This window comes from Rhodoferax sp. U2-2l (assembly GCF_020594515.1).
In the GTDB taxonomy this organism is placed as follows: domain Bacteria; phylum Pseudomonadota; class Gammaproteobacteria; order Burkholderiales; family Burkholderiaceae_C; genus Rhodoferax.
The window spans coordinates 143,090-163,505 of sequence record NZ_JAJCTH010000003.1; the positions used below are offsets into that span (position 1 = coordinate 143,090).

The 20,416-nt window shown below is 64.5% G+C and carries 12 protein-coding genes; 10 read left to right on the forward strand and 2 right to left on the reverse strand.

Translation table 11 applies throughout. The features are described 5' to 3' along the window. Nucleotides 1–143: 143 nt before the first annotated feature. The 3 genes from LHU53_RS03885 to LHU53_RS03895 all read left to right on the forward strand — a co-directional run bounded on the left by LHU53_RS03885 (nucleotide 144) and on the right by LHU53_RS03895 (nucleotide 6,443). Entirely contained in the window at nucleotides 144–593 is a 450-nt protein-coding gene (locus tag LHU53_RS03885; RefSeq protein WP_227330772.1) for an adenylyltransferase/cytidyltransferase family protein, read from the forward strand. 262 nt (nucleotides 594–855) lie between these two features. Then, the gene (locus tag LHU53_RS03890; protein WP_227330773.1) at nucleotides 856–3,807 is read left to right on the forward strand and encodes a chemotaxis protein CheB; all 2,952 of its coding nucleotides are present in this window, start codon (nucleotides 856–858) and stop codon (nucleotides 3,805–3,807) included. Next, nucleotides 3,804–6,443: a bifunctional diguanylate cyclase/phosphodiesterase gene (locus LHU53_RS03895; protein WP_227330774.1), complete on the forward strand. Its 2,640-nt coding sequence runs from the start codon at nucleotides 3,804–3,806 to the stop codon at nucleotides 6,441–6,443. The genes LHU53_RS03890 and LHU53_RS03895 overlap by 4 nt, the downstream gene beginning before the upstream one ends. Here LHU53_RS03895 and LHU53_RS03900 read toward each other — a convergent pair whose 3' ends face one another. Then, the gene (locus LHU53_RS03900; protein ID WP_227330775.1) at nucleotides 6,444–6,908 is read right to left on the reverse strand and encodes a cytochrome c; all 465 of its coding nucleotides are present in this window, start codon (nucleotides 6,906–6,908) and stop codon (nucleotides 6,444–6,446) included. 55 nt (nucleotides 6,909–6,963) lie between these two features. Further along, nucleotides 6,964–9,663 carry a bifunctional [glutamate--ammonia ligase]-adenylyl-L-tyrosine phosphorylase/[glutamate--ammonia-ligase] adenylyltransferase gene (glnE, locus tag LHU53_RS03905; protein ID WP_227330776.1) on the reverse strand — a complete coding sequence of 900 codons (2,700 nt, stop codon included), beginning with the start codon at nucleotides 9,661–9,663 and terminating at the stop codon, nucleotides 6,964–6,966. A gap of 32 nt (nucleotides 9,664–9,695) precedes the next feature. On the opposite strand from glnE, the gene LHU53_RS03910 reads away from it, so the two are divergent. The 7 genes from LHU53_RS03910 (at nucleotide 9,696) to secF (ending at nucleotide 20,410) form a co-directional block, all read left to right on the forward strand. Then, the gene (locus tag LHU53_RS03910; RefSeq protein WP_227330777.1) at nucleotides 9,696–13,814 is read left to right on the forward strand and encodes a YhdP family protein; all 4,119 of its coding nucleotides are present in this window, start codon (nucleotides 9,696–9,698) and stop codon (nucleotides 13,812–13,814) included. After that, on the forward strand, nucleotides 13,811–14,653 hold the full coding sequence (locus LHU53_RS03915) for a carbon-nitrogen hydrolase family protein (RefSeq protein WP_227330778.1): 843 nt from the start codon (nucleotides 13,811–13,813) through the stop codon (nucleotides 14,651–14,653). Before LHU53_RS03910 ends, LHU53_RS03915 begins: the two co-directional genes overlap by 4 nt. Before the next feature lie 47 nt (nucleotides 14,654–14,700). Further along, nucleotides 14,701–15,855, forward strand: a complete 1,155-nt coding sequence (locus tag LHU53_RS03920; protein ID WP_370632220.1) for a murein transglycosylase A — start codon at nucleotides 14,701–14,703, stop codon at nucleotides 15,853–15,855. A 47-nt stretch (nucleotides 15,856–15,902) separates the two neighbouring features. Next, nucleotides 15,903–16,853 (forward strand): chemotaxis protein, encoded by a 951-nt coding sequence (locus LHU53_RS03925; protein ID WP_227330780.1) that lies wholly within the window; start codon nucleotides 15,903–15,905, stop codon nucleotides 16,851–16,853. Between the two features lie 331 nt (nucleotides 16,854–17,184). Further along, nucleotides 17,185–17,511 carry a preprotein translocase subunit YajC gene (yajC, locus tag LHU53_RS03930; protein WP_227330781.1) on the forward strand — a complete coding sequence of 109 codons (327 nt, stop codon included), beginning with the start codon at nucleotides 17,185–17,187 and terminating at the stop codon, nucleotides 17,509–17,511. Between the two features lie 50 nt (nucleotides 17,512–17,561). After that, entirely contained in the window at nucleotides 17,562–19,442 is a 1,881-nt protein-coding gene (gene secD, locus LHU53_RS03935; protein ID WP_227330782.1) for a protein translocase subunit SecD, read from the forward strand. A gap of 11 nt (nucleotides 19,443–19,453) precedes the next feature. Further along, a complete protein-coding gene (secF, locus tag LHU53_RS03940) occupies nucleotides 19,454–20,410 on the forward strand; it encodes a protein translocase subunit SecF (RefSeq protein WP_227330783.1) in 957 nt (318 codons plus the stop codon). Nucleotides 20,411–20,416 lie beyond the last annotated feature (6 nt).

The window sequence follows — 20,416 nt, forward strand, 5'->3', positions numbered from 1 at the left end:
GGTCGGCGGCACAAAGCTGCGCCGGGGCCCGCTAGGATAAACCACGCCCGACGCCTGATAGCATGCAATACATGCCACAAACCCATCCTGTTCCTGCTTTTGTCACCGAATTGGCGCCGCTTGCGCTGACCAACAAGTTATGCATGCCCGATCAACTCAGCGCTCGCCTGGCCGCGTTGCCACGTCCGCTGGTGTTCACCAATGGCGTGTTTGATGTGTTGCACCGCGGCCACGTGATGTACCTGGAGCAAGCGCGGGCACTGGGCGCCAGCCTCGTGGTGGCGCTCAACACCGATGCCTCGGCCAAACGCCTGGGCAAGGGCCCCGACCGCCCGCTCAACAACGAGGTGGACCGCGCCTGCGTCATCGCGGCGCTGGCCAGCAGCTCGTTGGTGACCTGGTTTGACGAAGACACGCCGCTGGAACTGATCCGCCTGGTGCGCCCGGACATCCTGGTCAAAGGCGGAGACTACGACATGGACAAGCTGGCGGAAACCGCGGTGGTGCAGGCTGACGGCGGGCGGGCACTGGCCTTGCCGTTTGTGCACGGGTACTCCACCACGGCGCTGGTGAACAAGATCCGGAGTTCTTAGGAAAATCGGTCGCAAGTCTTTTTGATAAATGGCTCGCAGCTATTGATCGAGTAGCGTGACCGTTGCCCCACCTAGACGCTGGGGTGGGCGTCGGCGGGCACAAGCGGCGCACAACGTCGCCAGCCGAGCCGCCTTCTTGATAAGCGCCATGGATCAAAAACACATCTTGAAAATTTACCCGGGAAGGTGATAATCGCGCGGTCGCAAGTGTCAATTTAACTTGACATATGTCGCTTCGTTGGATGGTTTTTGAAAGTGTTGTATGTCGAATGAACACAGTGTGGAAGCAGCCGAGCCGGTGAGCACGCCTGATCCAGGGCCCCATATCGTGGCCATCGGGGCATCGGCGGGCGGGCTCGAAGCGCTGGAAAAACTGTTCGACGGCCTGTCTTGCAACACCGGTGCCACCTTTGTGGTGATCCAGCATCTCTCGCCCGACCACAAAAGCATGATGGCCAACCTGCTGGCCCGCCACACCCAGATGCCGGTGGTGATGGTGGAGCAGGACATGCCCATCGAGCCCGACCGGGTCTACCTGATTCCGCCCGGCTCGATCATGCACATGGGCGAAGGCACCCTGAGCCTGACCCCCAAGAACCCGCGCACCCTGACCTTGCCGATCGACGTGTTTTTCAAGTCGATGGCGCACCACTACGGCGCGCGTTCGGTAGGCGTGGTGCTCTCGGGCACCGGGTCGGACGGCACCCGCGGCGCCGCAGCCATCAACGATGCGGGTGGCTTTCTGCTGGCCCAGGAGCCCGAAAACGCCAAATTTGACGGTATGCCGCGCAGCGTGATCGCCACCGGCTTGGTCGACGCCATCTTGCCGGTGGAGCAAATTGGGGCCCGCCTGGTGGCCCACATCACCAACCAGCCCATCGTCAAGGCCGCGGTGACCCTGGACGAGCCGGAAGCACGCGCCCTGTCGCTCAGCCCGGAGGCGGCTTTGAACGGCATCCTGCGGCTGCTGCTGCAGGTGGGCGGCATTGATTTTCAGGAATACAAGGCCGGTACGGTGATGCGGCGCATCGAGCGGCGCATGAACGTGCGCCAGGTGACCTCGCTGGAGACGTACCTGGACTTGCTCAACGACGAGCGCAACGAGGTGCTGACGCTGCGCCGCGAGTTGCTGATCCCGGTGACCAGCTTTTTCCGCGATGCCGAAGCCTTCGAGATTCTGGGGCGCCAGATCATCGACCCGCTGGTGGCGCGCAAACAGGCCGGTGACTCGATCCGCGTCTGGGCCGCTGCCGTGTCCACCGGTGAAGAGGCGTATTCCATCGCCATGATGTTCCTGGAAGCGTTTGACCAGCTCAAGCGCTGGCCGACGCTCAAGATTTTTGCCACCGATGTCGAGCAGCAGAACATCGAAACCGCGGGCGCCGGAACCTACCCGGAGTCGATTGCGGCCGAGGTGTCGCCGCAGCAGCTGGAGCGGTTTTTTGTCAAAAAAGGCAACAACTTCGTCGTCAAGAACGAGCTGCGCCAGTGCATCGTGTTTGCCCGCCACAACCTGCTGACCGACCCGCCCTTCACCCGCATGGACCTGGTGGTGTGCCGCAACGCGCTGATTTACTTTCGCACGCAGGCGCAGGCGCGCGCCCTCAAACGTTTGCAATACGGCTTGCTGCCGGGCGCCCACCTGTTTTTGGGCTCCAGCGAGTCGCTGGCTGACCTGCAGCGGGACTTCACCCCGGTGAGTGCCAAACACAAGATCTGGCAGATGATCAAGCCTTTGAACACACCGCTGGATGTGGTCAAAGGCTCGGGCTACGGCTACACCACCAGTGTGCCGCTGGTGACCAGCCAGGTCAGTCGCAACACCCGGCTCAAAACCACGGCGGTGGACCAGGGGTTTGCCACCTTGCTCAGGGCCTTCAGCCCGCCGGCGGCCATCCTGGTCAACAGCCGCCATGAGCTGGTGCACTCCTATGGTGATGTGCACAAGTTTCTGCAGCTGCGCGAGGGCCATGCCAGCCTGGAACTCAACCGCATCCTGCCCGATGTGCTGGTGCCGGTGGCCGTCGCCCTGCTGTTCAAGTCCGGGCGCGAAGGCACCCATGTCAGCTCGGACCGGCTGAAGATCACCGCCTTGGACGGTACGGTGGAGCAGGTGCGCATGAGCGTCTGGCCGGTGGAAGAGTTTGAGGGTGACCGGCTGTCGCTGCTGGCGTTCGAGCGCCTGCATTCAGCGGCCAGCGAAGTCACCACAGCCACCACCATCGACGTGGATTCGGAAACCGCCGAGCGCATGGAGGTGCTGGAGCGCGAACTCACCGCCACCCGCGAAAGCCTGCAGGCCACCGTGGAAGAGCTGGAGACGTCCAACGAAGAACTGCAGTCCACCAACGAAGAGCTGATGAGTTCCAACGAAGAGCTGCAAAGCTCCAACGAGGAGCTGCAGTCGGTCAACGAGGAACTGAACACGGTCAACGCCGAGTACCAGGAAAAAATCGACATCCTGAACCGCCTGAACGCCGACCTGGACAACATGGCCCAGGCGGTGGCCGCGGGCACGGTGTTTGTGGACGACAACCTGCACCTGACGCGCTTTTCACCCGACGCCACCCACATCTTCAAGTTGCGCGACACCGATCTGGGCCGCCCGCTGGACGACTTGGCGCACACGCTGATCTACCCGGATCTGATCGCCGACCTGTCGCGCACGCTCAAGGACGGCGTGCGGGTCGAGAAAGAAATCCGCGGCATCAACGGCCTGCATTATTTTGTGCGCATGCTGCCCTACAGCGTGCCGTCGTCGCCGTCCAAGGGCGCGGTCATCACCTTCATGGATGTGACGGCGCTGCACGAGGTGTCGCGCCTGCAGCACATCATTGATTCGCTGTCGGAAAACATCGCCGTGCTCAACAGCCTGGGCGTCATCACCCTGGTCAACAAGGCCTGGCGCCAATTCGCCATGGACAACGGCGACGCCGACATGGTGCGCGCCGGCCCGGGCGTGAATTACCTGGAGGTGTGCAGCGCCAGTTTTGACGCGTCCGACAAATCGGTCGCGCTGGCCCAGCGCGGTGTGCGCGAGGTGTTGGACGGTACGCGGGCGCATTTTTCCATCGAGTACCCATGCCATTCACCCACCGAGGAGCGCTGGTTTGTGATGCACGTCTCACCCGTCGCCGGTGAGCAGCCTGGCGCGGTGGTGAGCCATATCAACATCACCGAGTGGCGCAAACACAACTTCCAGGGCCCGGCGTGAGTCCGCAGCAGCGGGAATCCTCCCAGCGTAAAACCGAGCGGCTGCAGCTGCTCAAGGCGCGCGCGCAGGGGGTGCTGGACCAGTACCAGGACAGTGCGGCGATGAACCGCTCTGACGCGCTGGAGGTCACCAAGCTGCTCGAAGACCTGCGCATTTACCAGGTCGAACTGGAGCTGCAAAACGACGAACTGCGTGCCGCCCAGATGGCCGCCGAGCAGGCCCAGCGCTCCTACCGCACCTTGTTCGACCAGATGCCCTTGCCCGCGCTGGTGCTTGACACCCAGGGCATGGTGGATGATTCCAATGAACTGGCGTTCCAGCTGCTGGGCATGCGCGACCGGTTTGCGAATTTTGACGCCCGTTTCTGGCGCCGGCTCAGCAAGGCAGACCGGGCGCGCCTGCATGTCGCCCTGCGCGATGTGCTGCCCGGCCAGAGTCAGGCGCTGGAGCGGGTGGTATTGCCGACGCAGGGTGGCGCTGACCGGACGTTTGACGCCCATCTGATCGGCCTGTCGATCGACTACAAGCTCGACCGCCGGGTGCTGCTGCTGCTGGTGGACCGCAGCGCCGAACAAGCGCGCGACAACGAGCAGCGGCTGTACAACGCTTTGCTGGATGCCACCGACAACATCATTTTTGCGACCGACGGCGATGGCCGCATGCTGCTGGCCAACCAGGCGATGCTCCAGGTGGTGCAGCGCCCGCGCGAACAGGTGCTGGGGCAGCGGCGCGAGGACTTCATGAACCTGCGCGACGCCATCCTGCACAACGAGGCCGACCAGAAAGTGTTGCAGTCGCACCGCCCCTCCACCGTGGAGCACCAGGTGCACACGCCGCCGGACAACGCCCCGGTCGATTTTCTGACCCACCGCTTTGCGCTACGCGATGGCACGGGCCAGGCCTACGGGGTCGGGGGGATCTCCACCAACGTGAGTGTGCTGAAAAACCATCAGCGGCAAATCCTGCTCAGCGAGTCGGTGTTCATGGGCTCGGACGAAGGCATCATCATCACCGACCCGCAGGGCAACATCATCCGCGTCAACCCGGCGTTCACCCGCATGACCGGTTTCAGTGCCGAGGTGGTGCTGGGGCAGAACACCCGCATCCTCAAGTCGGGCCGACACAGCGTGTCGTTTTACGAGGCGCTCTGGGAATCGCTGGTGCACACGCGTCACTGGGCGGGCGAAATCAACAACCGCCGCGCTGACGGCACATTTTTCACCGTCTGGACCAACATCAACGCGGTCTGTGATGAACGCGGCCAGGTCCTGCACTACATCGGCCTGCAAAGCGACGTGACCGAGCTGCATGAAGCGCAGCTGGCGTTGCAGCGTCAGGCCTCCTATGACAGCCTGACCGGCCTGCCCAACCGCAACCTGTTCAACGACCGCATTGGGCAGCTGGTGGCCCACGCCCTGCGGCAGCAGTCGGTGTTTGCCTTGTTGTTCATTGACCTGGACCACTTCAAGGAGGTCAACGACAACTTGGGCCATCAGGTGGGTGACGTTCTGTTGCGCACCGTCTCCGAGCGCCTGCAGCAAGGGGTGCGCAACGAGGACACGGTCGCCCGCATGGGCGGCGACGAGTTTGTGGTGTTGCTGCCGGGCACGGACCGCTCTGGCGCGCAGGCCTTGGCCCAGGCGCTGCTGAACCGGCTGCGTGAGCCGGTGATGCTGGCGGGCGCGGGCACTTACCGGCCGATGGCCAGCATCGGCTCGGCGGTGTATCCGACCGACGGCAAAACCCCCGATGCCTTGCTGCGCAGCGCCGACATGGCCATGTACCGCGCCAAACTGACGGGCCGCAACCGCACGCTGAGCTACACCCCGGACATGGGCACCAGCACCGGCTTGGCATTCACCCTCCAGACCGAACTGGCGCGCGGGCTGGCCGAGCACCAGTTCCGGGTTTACTTCCAGCCCAAATGTCGCCTGGACACGGGTGAACTGGTGGGGGCCGAGGCCCTGGTGCGCTGGGAGCGCCCCGGGCACGGCCTGACGCTGCCGGGCGTGTTCATCGGCGTCGCCGAAAAGAGTGGCCTGCTGCTGGAGCTGGACCAATGGGTGATGCACGAGGCCTTGCGCCAGTTGGGGGCGTGGTGCCAGGCCGGATGGTGGCGCTCGCCAATGCGATTGGCCATCAACCAGAATGTGGCGGACCTGCAAAAGCCTGATTGGCTGGTGCAGGTCAACCACCTGTTGCGCCACCACGACGTCGGCGCCGATTTGCTGGAACTTGAAATCACCGAGGACGCGCTGCTGGAACACACGCCCGAGCAGATGGCGCGGTTGCAGGCCCTGCGCGACATGGGGGTGTCGGTGGCCATTGATGACTTTGGCACGGGCTACTCCAGCCTGTCGTATTTGCGGCTGTTGCCGGTGTCGGTGATCAAGATTGACCGGAGTTTTGTCGCCAGCATGCTCAGCGATGACAACGACGCGGTGCTGGTGCGCACCATCATCGACATGGCACATGACCTGGGCCACAAACTGGTGGCCGAGGGGATCGAGACGCCGCTGCAGCGTGACCGCCTCAACCTGTTGGGCGCCGAGGTGGGACAGGGTTACCTGTTTGGCTACCCGGTGTGTGCCGAAGAGTTTGCCAAGCGCTGGCTATGCGAGGCGCCGGGCCCGTGATCAGCGTTCGTTGCGGAACTGGTCGTGGCAGCTTTTGCAGCTTTTTTGCACCGCGTCCACCGCGGATCGGATGGCGGCCAGGTCAGCGCTGCCGGATACCTCCACCAGCTTGTCCACCGTGGCCAGGTACTGGTCGGTGGCGGCCTTGAACTCGGCCGCCTGGCTCCAGACGACCGGTTTGGCCTTGGTGGGCGGGTAGTTGCCGTCGGCACTGAAAAACACCCAGGGCTGGCTGGAAAGGTCTTTGAGCGCCTGCGCCCCTTCCATGAACTCGACCTTGACGTAGTCCTTGTGGCCGCGCGCCACCAGGCCCATCGGCTCCAGCGTTTTGGTCATCTTCTTGAAGACCGCCTGGCGCTGGGTCACCAGCTGTTGCGGATGGGTGTCTTTGACCTTGTCACTGCAGGCGCCCAGCAACAGGGTGGCGGTGATCAGGGTCAGGGCAACGGGCAATGTTTTGGGCATGGGGAAAAGCAAATCAATGAAAAGTGAGTAGCAAAAACGGCACACTGCCCGCCAGTCAGGCCGGGAACACCGCGTGCCACAAGCCCAGAATCGCCTCGCGTTCGGGTTGCAGCTGGTCCAGCCCCACGCGCGGTGATTCCTCGTTCAGGCGGGCGCGGTGCTGCAACTGGCGCAGGGTACGGTAGGCACTGGCCGCGGCATGGCCCACGCCAGCCGGCAGCAGCCCCAGCAGCTCGGCGCGCTCCAGCAGGGCGATGTTGCCGGCGTTGACCAGCAGCTCGGGGTGTTGGCGTGACTGCGCCAGCACCAGAAACTGCATCACGAACTCGGCGTCCATCATGCCGCCGGGGCTGAACTTGACGTCAAACACGCCCGGTTTGACCGGTTGCGCGGTGGTGACCCGCTCGCGCATGGCGCTGATCTCGGTGCGCAGGGCATCCACGTCGCGCTCAGCCGTCAGCACGGCGGTGCGCACGGCATCAAAGCGGCTATGCAGGTTGGCATCCCCCAGCACGCAGCGCGCCCGGGTGATGGCCTGGTGCTCCCAGGTCCAGGCGGTGTTGGAGCCGCGCTGTTGCTGGTAGTTGGCATAGGCCGAAAAGCTGGTGATCAGCAGTCCGGCATTGCCATTGGGGCGCAGCGCGGTGTCGATTTCATACAGGTCACCGTCGCCGGTTTTCACCGTCAGCCAGTTGATGAGTTTGCGCACCAGGTTGGCGTAGGCCTCGGGGGCGCGGTCATCGTCGTCGTCAAAGACAAACACCAGATCCAGATCGCTGCCGTAGCCCAGCTCTTTGCCGCCGAGTTTGCCGTAGGCAATGATGCCGAACTGGGGTTGCTCGCGGTGCGCTTTTTTCAGGCGGCTCCAGCACCAGCGGGTGGTGACGCGCAGCAGCGCATCGGCCAGCGCGCTCAGGTCATCGGCCACTTGCTCTACGGTGAGTTTGCCCTCGATGTCGCGCGCCAGGGTGCGAAACACCTCGGCATGGTGGGCGCGGCGCAGCAGGTTGAGCAGCGCCTCGTCGTCGTCTTCACCGGCCGCTTGCAAGGCCTGGCGGCGGTGTTCGAGTTCGGCCTCGAACCCGGCGACGTCAAAACGCTCATCGAGCATGGTGGCGGCGGCCAGCTCGTCGATCACACCCGGGTGCAGCAGCAGGTAACGCGCCGGCCAGCGCGCGGCGCCCAGCACACGCAGCAGGCGTTCGTGCACGTTGGGGCGCTCCAGCAGCAAGGCCAGGTAACTTTCGCGCCGCAGCAGCGGCTCCATCCAGTCCACCAGGCCCACGGCCGCCGCCTCGGTGACGCGTTTTTCGCGCACCCACTGGGCGGTGCGCGACAGCAGCCGCATCAGGCGGGCCCGGGCTTCCTCGCGCAAGGCCAACACCCGCGGGTGCTCCAGCCACGATTCCAGTCGGCGGCGGAACGCGTCATCGAGTTGCGGCAGCAGGTCGGCCATGCTGTTTGTGGCCTCGGCCGATTTGCCGTTCTGGCAACCCTTGCACGGCGGGGCGCCGCCACCCAGCAACCGGTCGAACTCCTGCGCCACCAATTCGCGGTGGCTGTCGAGTTGCTCCAGCAGGTGCTTGGGCGAGGCCAGGCCCAGCGTGTCGGCAATCCAGGCCAGATCACCATCGTGTGTGGGCAGGATGTGGGTTTGCTGGTCGTCCAGGTATTGAATGCGGTGCTCCACCTGGCGCAAGAAGGTGTAGGCCTGGGCCAGCGCCTGGGCGGTGTCGCTGGCCATCAGGTTGGCCTTGACCAGCCGGGTCAGCGCACTCAGGGTGGGGCGGGTGCGCAGCTCGGGGTACTGGCCGCCGCGCACCACTTGCAGCAGTTGCACGATGAACTCGATCTCGCGGATGCCGCCGCGCGACAGCTTGACATCGTTGGCGCGCTCCGGGCGGCCCGCGCTGCGTTTGCTGGCATGGTCGCGAATCTGGTGGTGCAGCAGCCGCAACGAGTCGAACACGCTGTAGTCCAGGTAGCGCCTGAACACAAACGGCATCACCACCTGGCGCAAGGGCAGCGCGGCGCCGCTCTCGATGCTGGCGCGTGGCGCCACGACACGGCTTTTCAGCCAGGCAAAGCGCTCCCACTCGCGGCCCTGCACATGCAGGTATTGCTCCAGCGCGTCCAGCGACACCGCGGCCGGCCCGGAATTGCCGTTGGGCCGCAGTGCCAGGTCCACCCGGAACACAAAACCGTGTTCGGTGGTGTCGCCCACCAGGCCATACACCCCGCGCACCGCCTTGCCAAAATACTCATGGTTGGTGATGCGGCCACGGCCTGCAGCGTCACCCGCCGTGTCGCCGTCTTCGTCATAGATGTAAATCAGGTCGATGTCGCTCGACACATTGAGCTCGCGGGCGCCGAGTTTGCCCATGCCCACCACCCACAACTGAGCGCGTTGGCCGCTGGGCGTCAGGGGCATGCCGTGGGTTTGGTCCAGCGCGGCCAGCACTTCGGTCAAGGCCTGGTTGAGGGCAAACTCGGCCAGGTCGGTCATGGCGGTGGTGACCTCGGTCAGGCTGGCCTGGGCCTCGCAATCCAGACACAGCAGCCGCTCCAGCACCAGGGTGCGGGTGATGCGCAGCGCACTGGCGGTGTCGTGGCCGCTGGTTTTGAGGGCTCCAAAACTGGTGGCCAAGTGCGCCGGTGTCGGCAGGCCAGGTGCCAGAAGGTGGAGTTGCGACTCAAAACGGCGTCGAACGCGCTGTGCAAAGCGGGAGTGGAGAGCCAGAGGGGGGCGGGTCATAATTCTGCTGTGCAACTTCATTTCCAAAAAATTTGTCTCCCCCGTCCGTCACGCTGTTAAAAGCCTGGTCCGCACTGACGCGCGGATTGTTGGTGGCTGCGGTGGTGGTCTGGCTGCTGCTGGGGGCAACCTGGGGGGTGCTCCACGGCTGGATTGTGCCGCGAATTGGCGACTTCCGCCCGCAGCTGGAGGCCCGGGCCAGCCAGGCGCTGGGGGTTCCGGTCCGGCTGGCCCGGGTGACGGCGCACTCCGTTGGCTTGATGCCATCGTTTGAGCTCACCGGGGTGGAGATGCTCGACGATCAGGGTCGCGTGGCTCTGCAGCTGCCGCGGGTGCTGGTGACGCTGTCGCCACGCTCCGTGATGCGACTGGGATTTGAGCAGCTTTATATAGATCAGCCGCAACTCGACATCCGCCGCGACCGCAATGGCCGCATCCTGGTGGCCGGCTTGGCCGTGACGGGCAGCGGCGAGACTGACCAGGACACGCTGGACTGGGTGTTCTCACAAACCGAGCTGGTGATTCAGGGCGGAACCGTTCGCTGGACGGATGAGCTGCGCCAGACCGAGCCGCTGTTGCTGCAACACGTCGACGCCGTAGCGCGCAACCGGGGACGCCACCACGATCTGCGGCTGGATGCCACACCGCCTGCCGCCTGGGGTGACCGGTTCAGTCTGCAGGGCCAGTTCACGCAGCCGCTGCTGACACGCCAGCCCGGCGATTGGCAGCGCTGGCAAGGGCAGCTGTTTGCCGAGTTCACGCGGGTGGACCTGTCTGAATTGCGCCGTTATGCCAGCCTGGGCTTTGATTTGCGCCAAGGGCGGGGCGCCCTGCGCGCCTGGGCCGATGTGAGCCAGGGCCAGTTGACCGGTGTCACGGCCGACCTGGCGTTGGTCGAAATGGCGGTGACGCTGGGCCAGGACCTGCAGCCGCTGGCCCTGCAAAGCGTTCACGGGCGGTTGGCCGGGCGCCGCCTGGCCAACGGGTTTGAGGTGACCACCGACGCGCTGGTCTTTGACACCGCCGAGGGCCTGCGTTGGCCCGGTGGCAAGCTGCGGGTGATGTCCCTGGGGGCGCAGGGCCAGACCGCCGCGCGGGGTGAGTTGCAGGCGGACCGGCTGGACCTGGCGGCGCTGGCGCAGCTGGCGGACCGCTTGCCGCTGGAGCCCCAGTTGCGTGAAAAGCTGTTGCGCCTGGCCCCGCAAGGACGGGTGGAGGCGCTCAACGCGAGCTGGCAGGGGCCGGTGAGTGCGCCTGCGCAGTACCAGGTGACGGGTCGTTTGCGGCAACTGGCGCTGGCCGCGGTGGGCGAGGTGCCCGGCTTCAACGGCCTGGATACCGACTTTCAGATGAACCAGGATGCGGGCCAGGCCAAGGTGTTGATGGCGCAGGGCAGTGTCGAGGTGCCGGGGATGTTTCAGGAGCCGGTGATTGCGGTGGACCAGCTCTCGGCAGAGGTGTCGTGGAAGCTGGCCGGCGATCAGATCTCGGTGGACCTGGCCAACGTGCGCTTCAGCAACGCCGATGCCGAAGGCCAGGCCCGCATCCATTGGCAGACCAGCGACACCACCGGTGCCGCCCCGCGCAGCCGTTTCCCTGGCGTGCTGGATTTGCAGGCCAGCCTGAGCCGCGCCGATGGCCGTCGGGTGCACCGCTACCTGCCGCTGGTGATTGACGCGCAGGCGCGTGACTACGTGCGCGACGCGGTGCTGGCGGGCAGTGCCAGCAACGTCCAGTTTGTGGTGCGCGGCGAGATCGACCAGATGCCCGCCACCCGCCCGGAGCAGGGGGAGTTCAAGGTGACGGCCGACGTCAGCAACGCCCGCTTGGCCTATGTGCCCCGGCGTTTGCAGGAGGCGCAGGAGCTGCCCTGGCCCACCCTGGTCGACCTCAAGGGGCAACTCGTCATCACCGGCCAAAGTTTGCAGGTCAAAGGCGCGCAGGCCCGACTGGGTGAAGGCAGTGCGCTACAAATAGTGAGAGCAGACGTTGACATCCCGGACCTGATGCAGACCACGGTGCTGGTCAATGCCGAGATGACCGGTCCGTTGAAAGACGGCTTGCGGTTTGTCGCGACCTCGCCCGTGGCGGCGCTGACCGAACACGCGTTGTCGGACGCGGTAGCGGCGGGTAACGCCGACTTCAAACTCAAGCTGGCGCTGCCGATTGCCAACCTGTCAACCGCCACCGTGCAGGGCAGTGTGACGCTGGCGGGCAACGAGCTGCAGGTCACGCCCGACACGCCCAAGTTGTCGCGCGCGCGCGGGGTGATCCACTACACCGACACCGGTTTCAGCCTGACGGGCGTGCAGGCGCGGGTGCTGGGGGGTGACGCGCAACTGGACGGCGGCTGGGTGTTGGCAGACGGTGCGGGCACCGCCAGCACCGCGCCCCGGGTGATCCGTGTCAGCGGCACCGCCACCGCCGAGGGCTTGCGCCAAGCCCGCGAGCTGGGGTTTGTGGCACGGCTGGCGGCCTTTGCCAGCGGCAGTGCGGCTTACAACGCCACGCTGGGCTGGCAGCGCGGCCAGCCCGAGGTGTTGGTTACCAGCAGCCTGCAAGGTTTGGCGTCCCAACTCCCGGCGCCGCTGCAAAAAGACGCCGCCAGTCGGCTGGCCTTGCGTTACCAGACGGCCCTGGTTGGCCCTGGTGCGCCAGCCGGGTCGGCACCGAAAGCCCCCTTGGTTGACCGGCTCAGCCTCAGCTTGGACGGCTTGGCCCGTGTGGTGTACGAGCGTGACCTGGCTGGCGCCGAGCCACGCGTGCTGCGGGGTCTGGTGGCGGTAGGCTCTGCTTCGGCCCAGGCTGCCGCCTTGCCCGCACAGGGGGTCAGCGCCCAGCTGAGCTTGCCCCAGTTCAATCTGGATGCCTGGCGCGAGGTGCTGCCGCAGATCACCGGCAAGTCACAGGTGATGTCCGCGCTGGCTGACGCCAAGGGGGCCGAGCTGGCTTACCTGCCGACAACGCTGGTGTTGCGCACCGACAGCCTCACCCTGGGCGAGCGGGTCTTCAGCGCGATGGTGATGGGGGTGCGCCGCGAAGGCGCGGTCTGGCGCGGTGAGGTCGATGCCAAGGAACTCAACGGTACGATTGAATACCGCCAGCCCAGCGACACCACGGTGGCTGGCAGTGGGGGCCGGGTTTACGCGCGCCTGAGCCGGTTGGCGCTGGCGCCCACCGTGGCCAAAGACATGGAGGCCTTGCTGGATGCGCAACCTGCCAGCATCCCGGCGCTGGACATTGTGGTGGACGACTTCGAGCTGCGCGGCAAACGCCTGGGGCGGCTGGAGGTGGACGCGGTCAACCGGGCGGCCACGGTGGGCGGCGCGGGTGCTGCGCACGAGTGGCGGCTCAACAAACTCAACCTGATCACCCCCGAGGCCACGCTGACCACGCAGGGAAACTGGACCCGCCTCAACGCCCAGGCACCGGGCGCCGCGGCAGGTGGTGCGGAGCGGCGGCGCACCGTGCTCAACTTCAAGCTCAGCATGAGTGATGGTGGCAAGCTACTCAGCCGCTTTGGCATGAACGACGTGATCCGGCGCGCCAGCGGCAAGATGGAGGGGCAAGTCGCGTGGATGGGCTCACCCTTCAAGCCGGACTACCCCAGCCTGGGTGGCGCCTTCACGGTGGATGTGGCCTCGGGCCAGTTCCTCAAGGCCGACCCCGGCCTGGCCAAACTGTTGGGCGTGCTCAGCCTGCAGGCCTTGCCGCGTCGCCTGGTGCTGGATTTTCGCGATGTGTTCAGCGAGGGTTTTGCGTTCGACTTTGTGCGCGGTGATGTCACGCTGGACAAAGGCATCGCCCGGACCAACAACCTGCAGATGAAGGGCGTCAACGCCGCCGTGCTGATGGAAGGCTCGGCCGATGTGGCCCGCGAAACCCAAGACCTCAAGGTGGTGGTGATCCCGGAAATCAACGCCGGCACCGCCTCGCTGATCGCCACTGTGATCAACCCGGCGGTGGGTCTGGGCACGTTTCTGGCGCAGATGTTCTTGCGTCGGCCCTTGGCAGAATCCGCTACCCAGCAGTTCCATGTGGACGGCTCCTGGGCCGACCCCCAGGTGACCCGGATTGCCCGCAAACCAGCGGCCAGCGTGCCCGCCACCACCGACCCCGCCACCCCATCCACCCCGGAGACTCCCCCATGAAAGTTGCTGCCATCCAGATGGTGTCTGGCACCGATGTGTCTGCCAACCTGCAACAGGCTCGCAGCTTGTTGCACGAGGCGGCGCAAGCCGGTGCCGAGCTGGCCGTGTTACCCGAGTACTTTTGCCTGATGGGCCGGCACGACGCTGACAAGCTGGCCATTGCCGAGCCGTTTGGCCAGGGGCCGCTGCAGCAGTTTTTGGCGGACGCCGCACGTGAGGAAGGGCTGTGGCTGGTGGGCGGCACGATTCCCCTGGCGCCTGACGCGGTCGATGCAAACGATGCGACCACGCCGCCCCAGCGGGTTTGCAACAGCAGCCTGGTGTTCTCGCCCGACGGCGACTGTGTGGCGCGTTACGACAAGATCCACCTGTTTCGCTTCGACAACGGGGTGGAGGCCTACGACGAATCGCGCGTGCTGGTGGCGGGCACCCAGCCCACCACCTTTGACCTGGATTCCCGCGACGGCCAGCGCTGGCGCATTGGGTTGAGTGTGTGTTACGACCTGCGTTTTCCCGAACTCTACCGGGCTTATGCCGATGCCGGGGCGCACCTGCTGCTGGTGCCCAGCGCCTTCACCCACACCACTGGCCAAGCCCACTGGGAGGTGCTGCTGCGCGCCCGCGCCATTGAAAACCTGGCCTTTGTGGCCGCCGCGGCCCAAGGCGGGCAGCATGACAACGGGCGCCAGACTTGGGGCCAGTCGATGCTGATTGACCCCTGGGGCCAGGTGCTGGCGCAACGCCCCCAGCAGGCCGGGGTGGTGCTGGCTGAGCTGGACATGGCGCAGCTGAGCGCCTGCCGCAACCGCCTGCCCGCGCTGGCGCATCGCGTGTTATGAGAACGGGCAACGCGCTGCGGGCTTGGCCGCTTTTTGTAGGGCGCCCGCTGGCAGCGCTGGCGCTGGCGTTGCTGGGGGCGTGTGGCAGTGTGCCGGTGTCGGCACCAGGCACGGGCGCGCCGCAAGCTTTGCCAGCACCCGTGGGGGGTGCCCCTGCCACGGGCGTGACGCCGGTGGACGCCGGTGTGGCAGGCCCGGTGCTGACCCAGCGCAACAGCCGCTGGGTGCCGGTGTCGTGGGCCGAGCTGCCCGGGTTGAATGGTGATGCGTTATTTGAGGCCTGGAACGCCTGGCTGAAAAGCTGCGAGCGCCCTGGCGTGGTGTTTGCCCCGCTGTGCCCCGAGGTGCGGCGCCTGAGCATTGGTGATGCGGCGGCGCAGCGTGACTGGCTGCAGTCGCGCTTGCAGCCGTACCGTGTGGAGCCGCTGCAGGGCGGCTCGGCATCGGGTTTGCTGACCGCCTATTTCGAGCCAGAAATGCTCGCGCGGCGCCAGCCAGGCGAGGGCTTCACGACGCCGTTGTACCTGGCACCGGACGGGTTGATCCCTGGCAAACCCTGGTTTACCCGCCGCGAGGCCGATACCCTGGCGCCAGCGCAGGCCGCGCTGCGGGGGCGGGAGTTGCTCTACCTGGCTGACCCGGTGGATGCCATGTTGCTGCAAATCCAGGGCTCCGGGCGCCTGCGGGTGACCGAGCCCGATGGCCGCCAGCGCCTGGTGCGCCTGGCTTATGCCGGGCACAACGGCCAGCCTTACCAGAGCATTGGCCGCTGGTTGCTCGATCAGGGCGAGCTGCGTGACGCCTCCTGGCCCGGCATCCGGGCCTGGATCAGCCGCAACCCGCAGCGCGTGACCGAGTTGTTGTGGCAAAACCCGCGGCTGGTCTTTTTCAAGGAAGAGGCCCTGGGCGACTTTGACGCCGGTTTTGGCCCGCGCGGTGCGCAGGGCGTGCCGCTGACACCCGGGCGTTCGATCGCGGTCGACCCGCAGAGCATTCCGTACGGCACCCCGGTCTGGCTGGCCTCCGAAGGGCCGCAATTGACGCTGCAAAAGCTGGTGTTGGCGCAGGACACCGGCAGCGCCATCGTTGGCGCGGTGCGGGCGGACTATTTTGTCGGCTGGGGCGCCCAGGCGGGTGAGCTGGCGGGACGGCTCAAACAACCGTTGCGGCTCTGGGTGCTGTGGCCCAAAGCGCAGCAATGACGTTACCATTCACCCAGAACTGTTGATCCATCCGATAAAGACACACCATGAACAAATCGACCATGCGCGACATTGAAGAGCGGACCAACCTGGCGGGCAACAGTATGTTTGAGTTGCTGCTGTTTCGTCTGGGTGAGGCACCGGGCACCGACAAGCGTGAGCTGTTTGGCATCAACGTGTTCAAGGTGCGTGAGATTCTGGTGATGCCCGAAATCACCGCCATGGTGAACTCGCCGCCATCGGTGATGGGGGTGGCCAACATCCGGGGCCAGATGATCACCGTGATCAACCTGCCGCAACTGGTTGGCACCAACCCCACCAAAGGGCTGGGCATCTTGCTGGTGACTGAGTTTGCCCGGACCACGCAGGCGTTTGCCGTGGAAGAAGTCAACGAAATCGTGCGGCTGGAGTGGAAACATGTGCTGTCGGCCGAGGGCCGTGGTGGCGGTCTGGTGACCAGCATTGCCCGGCTGGACGGCAATGCGGAAAGCACCCGTCTGGCCCAGGTGCTGGATGTGGAGCAGATCCTGCGCGACGTGTTCCCCGAGCAGCACACCTCGGAGATCGAGGTCAATGACAAGCTGCATCTGCCCCCGGGCACGGTGGTGCTGGCAGCGGACGACTCGCCGGTGGCACGCATGATGATCGAGCAAGGGCTCAAATCGATGGACGTGTCCTACATCATGACCAAAACCGGTCAGGAAGCCTGGGACCGCCTCAAAGCCCTGGCCGCGGAGGCCGAGTCGCAAGGCAAGACCATCCGCGACAAGGTGGCGTTGGTGCTGACCGACCTGGAAATGCCCGAGATGGACGGCTTCACCTTGACGCGCAACATCAAGCAAGACCCACGTTTCAGTGGCTTGCCGGTGGTGATCCACTCCTCACTCACCGGGGCCACCAATGAAGACCATGTGCGCAAGGTGGGTGCCGATGGGTATGTGGCCAAGTTTGTCGCCGAGGAGCTGGCGCAGGCGATTCGCAAAGCGCTCAGCCGCTGACCTGCTGTCGGGCGCAGGTGCCGACAAAGGCAACACGCTTCGGGGGGGGGCGGCCCGGACTGCTGGCTTCAAGCGACGCACCCGCCTGACCTACCAGCGGCTATTCCGGAAGAGCTCAGGGGGTTTGGTCATGTCAAGCTGTGCCCTGATACTGCCGCTCAGCAAAAATGCTGGAGTTTGCTGGCGCGCTGGCGTCATCGGGTGCCTGCCTTGCAGGTGAGTTGCCCGTGGACAGGCGCCGCATACAATGGCAAGCTGTCCTGCCGAGACCTTTTTGGGGTTTTCCGGCGGGAAATCTGTTGATTGACCCCCTAAAAATCTGGAGTTCGTTGTGTTTATTTCCTCTGCTTTTGCGCAAACCGCGCCTGCCGCTGGCGGCGACATGCAATCGTCCCTGATGGGCATGTTGCCCTTGGTGTTGATGTTTGTGGTGCTGTATTTCGTGATGATTCGCCCACAAATGAAAAAAGCCAAGGAGCACAAAAACATGGTGGAAGCCCTGGCCAAAGGGGACGAAGTGGTGACCGCCGGCGGCTTGCTGGGCAAGGTCACCAAGCTCACCGAAGGCTTTCTCACCGTCGAGATTTCCACCGGGGTGGAAGTGCAGCTGCAACGCAGCGCCGTGGTGCAGGTGTTGCCCAAGGGCACCATCAAATAATCCGTCTTGACGCTGGCTTGGGCTGGCAGTTTGTTCTCTGAAGGGCGGTCATGAATCGTTACCCGGTCTGGAAATATGTGGTCATCCTGATCGCATTGGTGGTTGGTGGGTTGTATGCGCTGCCCAATTTTTTTGGCGAAGCGCCAGCCGTGCAGGTGTCGTCGGTCAAGACGCTGGTCAAGGTCGATGGCGGTACCCTGGCGCAGGTGGAAGCGGCTCTGAAGTCGGCTGCCATCGAGCCCGATCAGGTGGTGCTGGAGGCTGCCTCGATCAAGGTGCGCCTCAACAGCACGGACGCCCAGCTCAAGGCCAAGGACGCGATTCAAAAAGCGCTGGTGCCGGATGCGACCAACCCGAGTTTCATTGTGGCGCTCAATCTGGTGTCGCGTTCCCCGGCCTGGCTCACGGCGATCCATGCCGCCCCCATGTACCTGGGGCTGGATTTGCGCGGTGGTGTTCACTTCATGCTGCAAGTGGATATGCAAGCGGCGCTGGCCAAACGCGCCGAATCCTTGTCGGGTGACGTGCGAACCACCTTGCGTGAGAAGAACATCCGGCACAGCGGCATCAGCCGTGAGGGCCAGACCATCGAGGTCAAGTTTCGCGATGCGGCCACGCTGGCGGCTGCGCAAGCCGTGTTTGCCGATCAGTTTGTCGACTTGCAAACGGTCACGGCTGCTGACGGTGCCGAGTTCAAGCTGACCGCCTCCATCAAGCCCGAGGCGGCCCGCAGCATCCAGAACCAGGCGCTCAAACAGAACATCACCACCCTGCACAACCGGATCAACGAGCTGGGTGTGGCCGAGCCGGTGATCCAGCAGCAAGGGCTGGACCGCATCGTGGTGCAACTGCCAGGCGTGCAGGACACCGCCAAAGCCAAGGACATTCTCGGTCGTACCGCCACGCTGGAAGTGCGCATGGTGGATGAGAGCGCCGAAGCCCGTGCTGCCGAGCAGGGCACCGGCATGGTGCCGCTGGGCTCCGAGCGTTATCTGGAGCGCAACGGTCAGGCGGTGATCGTCAAGAAACAGGTCATTCTGACCGGTGAAAACCTCACCGACGCCCAGCCCGGGTTTGACAGCCAGACACAAGAACCCACCGTCAACCTGAATCTGGATGCCAAAGGCACCCGCATTTTCCGCGACGTGACGCGTGAAAACGTTGGCAAACGCATGGCCATCCTGCTGTTTGAAAAAGGCAAGGGTGAGGTGGTGACCGCGCCGGTGATCCGCGACGAAATCGGCGGCGGGCGGGTGCAAATTTCGGGCCGCATGACCACCATGGAAGCCAATGACACCTCGTTGCTGCTGCGGGCGGGCTCACTGGCAGCGCCGATGGAGATCATCGAAGAAACCACCATTGGCCCGAGCCTGGGCGCTGAAAACATCGCCAAGGGCTACCACAGCGTCACCTGGGGTTTCCTGGCGGTGGCGGTGTTCATGTGTCTGTATTACATGCTGTTTGGTGTGTTCTCCAGCATCGCGCTGGCGTTCAACCTGTTGCTGCTGGTGGCGGTGTTGTCGATGCTGCAAGCCACGCTGACCCTGCCTGGCATGGCCGCCATGGCGCTGGTGCTGGGTATGGCGATTGACGCCAACGTGCTGATCAATGAGCGCATCCGCGAAGAATTGCGCAACGGGGCTTCGGCGCAGGCGGCGATCCACACTGGTTACGACCGGGCCTGGGCGACCATTTTCGACTCCAACATCACCACCCTGATCGCCGGTCTGGCCTTGCTGGCGTTTGGCTCGGGGCCGGTGCGCGGCTTTGCCGTGGTGCACTGTCTGGGTATCATGACCAGCATGTTTTCCGGGGTGTTTTTCTCACGGGGTGTCGTCAATTTCTGGTACGGACGCAAAAACCGCCTCAAAACCGTGTCGATTGGCACCATCTGGCGGCCTGATTCGGGTGCGGCCGTCAAGGCTGAATAAGGGACACGACCATGGAGTTTTTTAGAATCAAACGCGACATCCCGTTCATGCGCCACGCGCTGGCGTTCAACGTGGTCTCGCTGGTGACTTTTCTGGCGGCGGTATTTTTCCTCTTCTCACGTGGTTTGCACCTGTCGGTGGAGTTCACGGGCGGCACCTTGCTGGAAGTCACCTACAGCCAGCCGGCGGACCTGACGGTGGTGCGCGAGACGGTGGCCAAGCTCGGCTTTGAAGATGTTCAGGTGCAAAACTTCGGCACCTCGCGGGATGTGCTGATCCGGCTGCCGGTGCGCAAAGGCGTCAGCTCCGCCCAACAAAGCAACCAGGTCATGGCCGCATTGAAGGCGGTGGACGCGGGTGCCACCATGCGGCGCGCCGAATTCGTTGGCCCCCAGGTGGGAGACGAATTGGCAGCTGACGGTTTGAAGGCGCTGGCCTTTGTGGTGATCGGCATCATGATCTACCTGGCGGTGCGCTTTGAGTGGAAGTTTGCCGTGGCAGCCATCATTGCCAACCTGCATGACGTGATCATCATCATGGGTTTCTTTGCGTTTTTCCAGTGGGAGTTTTCCTTGCCGGTGCTGGCAGCGGTGCTGGCGGTGCTGGGTTACTCGGTGAACGAGTCGGTGGTGATTTTTGACCGGATCCGTGAGAACTTCCGCCGCTACCGCAAGATGAACACGGTGGAAATCATCAACAACGCCATCACCTCCACCATCAGCCGCACCATCATCACGCACGGCTCCACCCAGATGATGGTGCTGTCCATGTTGCTGTTTGGTGGCGCGACGCTGCATTACTTCGCACTGGCGTTGACCATCGGCATCTTGTTCGGCATTTATTCGTCCGTCTTTGTGGCCGCATCGGTTGCCATGTGGCTGGGCATCCATCGCGAAGACCTGGTCAAGGGGTCTGCCGCCAAGAAGGATCTGGACCCCAACGATCCGAATGCGGGTGCGACCGTCTAGCTTGTA

Excerpts from the sequence above, each read along its gene's own strand:
- LHU53_RS03915 (WP_227330778.1), top strand. The coding sequence starts at position 13,811 with ATGAAAGTTGCTGCCATCCAGATGGTGTCTGGCACCGATGTGTCTGCC.
- LHU53_RS03900 (WP_227330775.1), bottom strand. The coding sequence starts at position 6,908 with ATGCCCAAAACATTGCCCGTTGCCCTGACCCTGATCACCGCCACCCTG.
- LHU53_RS03890 (WP_227330773.1), top strand. The coding sequence starts at position 856 with ATGTCGAATGAACACAGTGTGGAAGCAGCCGAGCCGGTGAGCACGCCT.
- LHU53_RS03925 (WP_227330780.1), top strand. The coding sequence starts at position 15,903 with ATGAACAAATCGACCATGCGCGACATTGAAGAGCGGACCAACCTGGCG.
- glnE (WP_227330776.1), bottom strand. The coding sequence starts at position 9,663 with ATGACCCGCCCCCCTCTGGCTCTCCACTCCCGCTTTGCACAGCGCGTT.
- LHU53_RS03885 (WP_227330772.1), top strand. The coding sequence starts at position 144 with ATGCCCGATCAACTCAGCGCTCGCCTGGCCGCGTTGCCACGTCCGCTG.
- secD (WP_227330782.1), top strand. The coding sequence starts at position 17,562 with ATGAATCGTTACCCGGTCTGGAAATATGTGGTCATCCTGATCGCATTG.
- secF (WP_227330783.1), top strand. The coding sequence starts at position 19,454 with ATGGAGTTTTTTAGAATCAAACGCGACATCCCGTTCATGCGCCACGCG.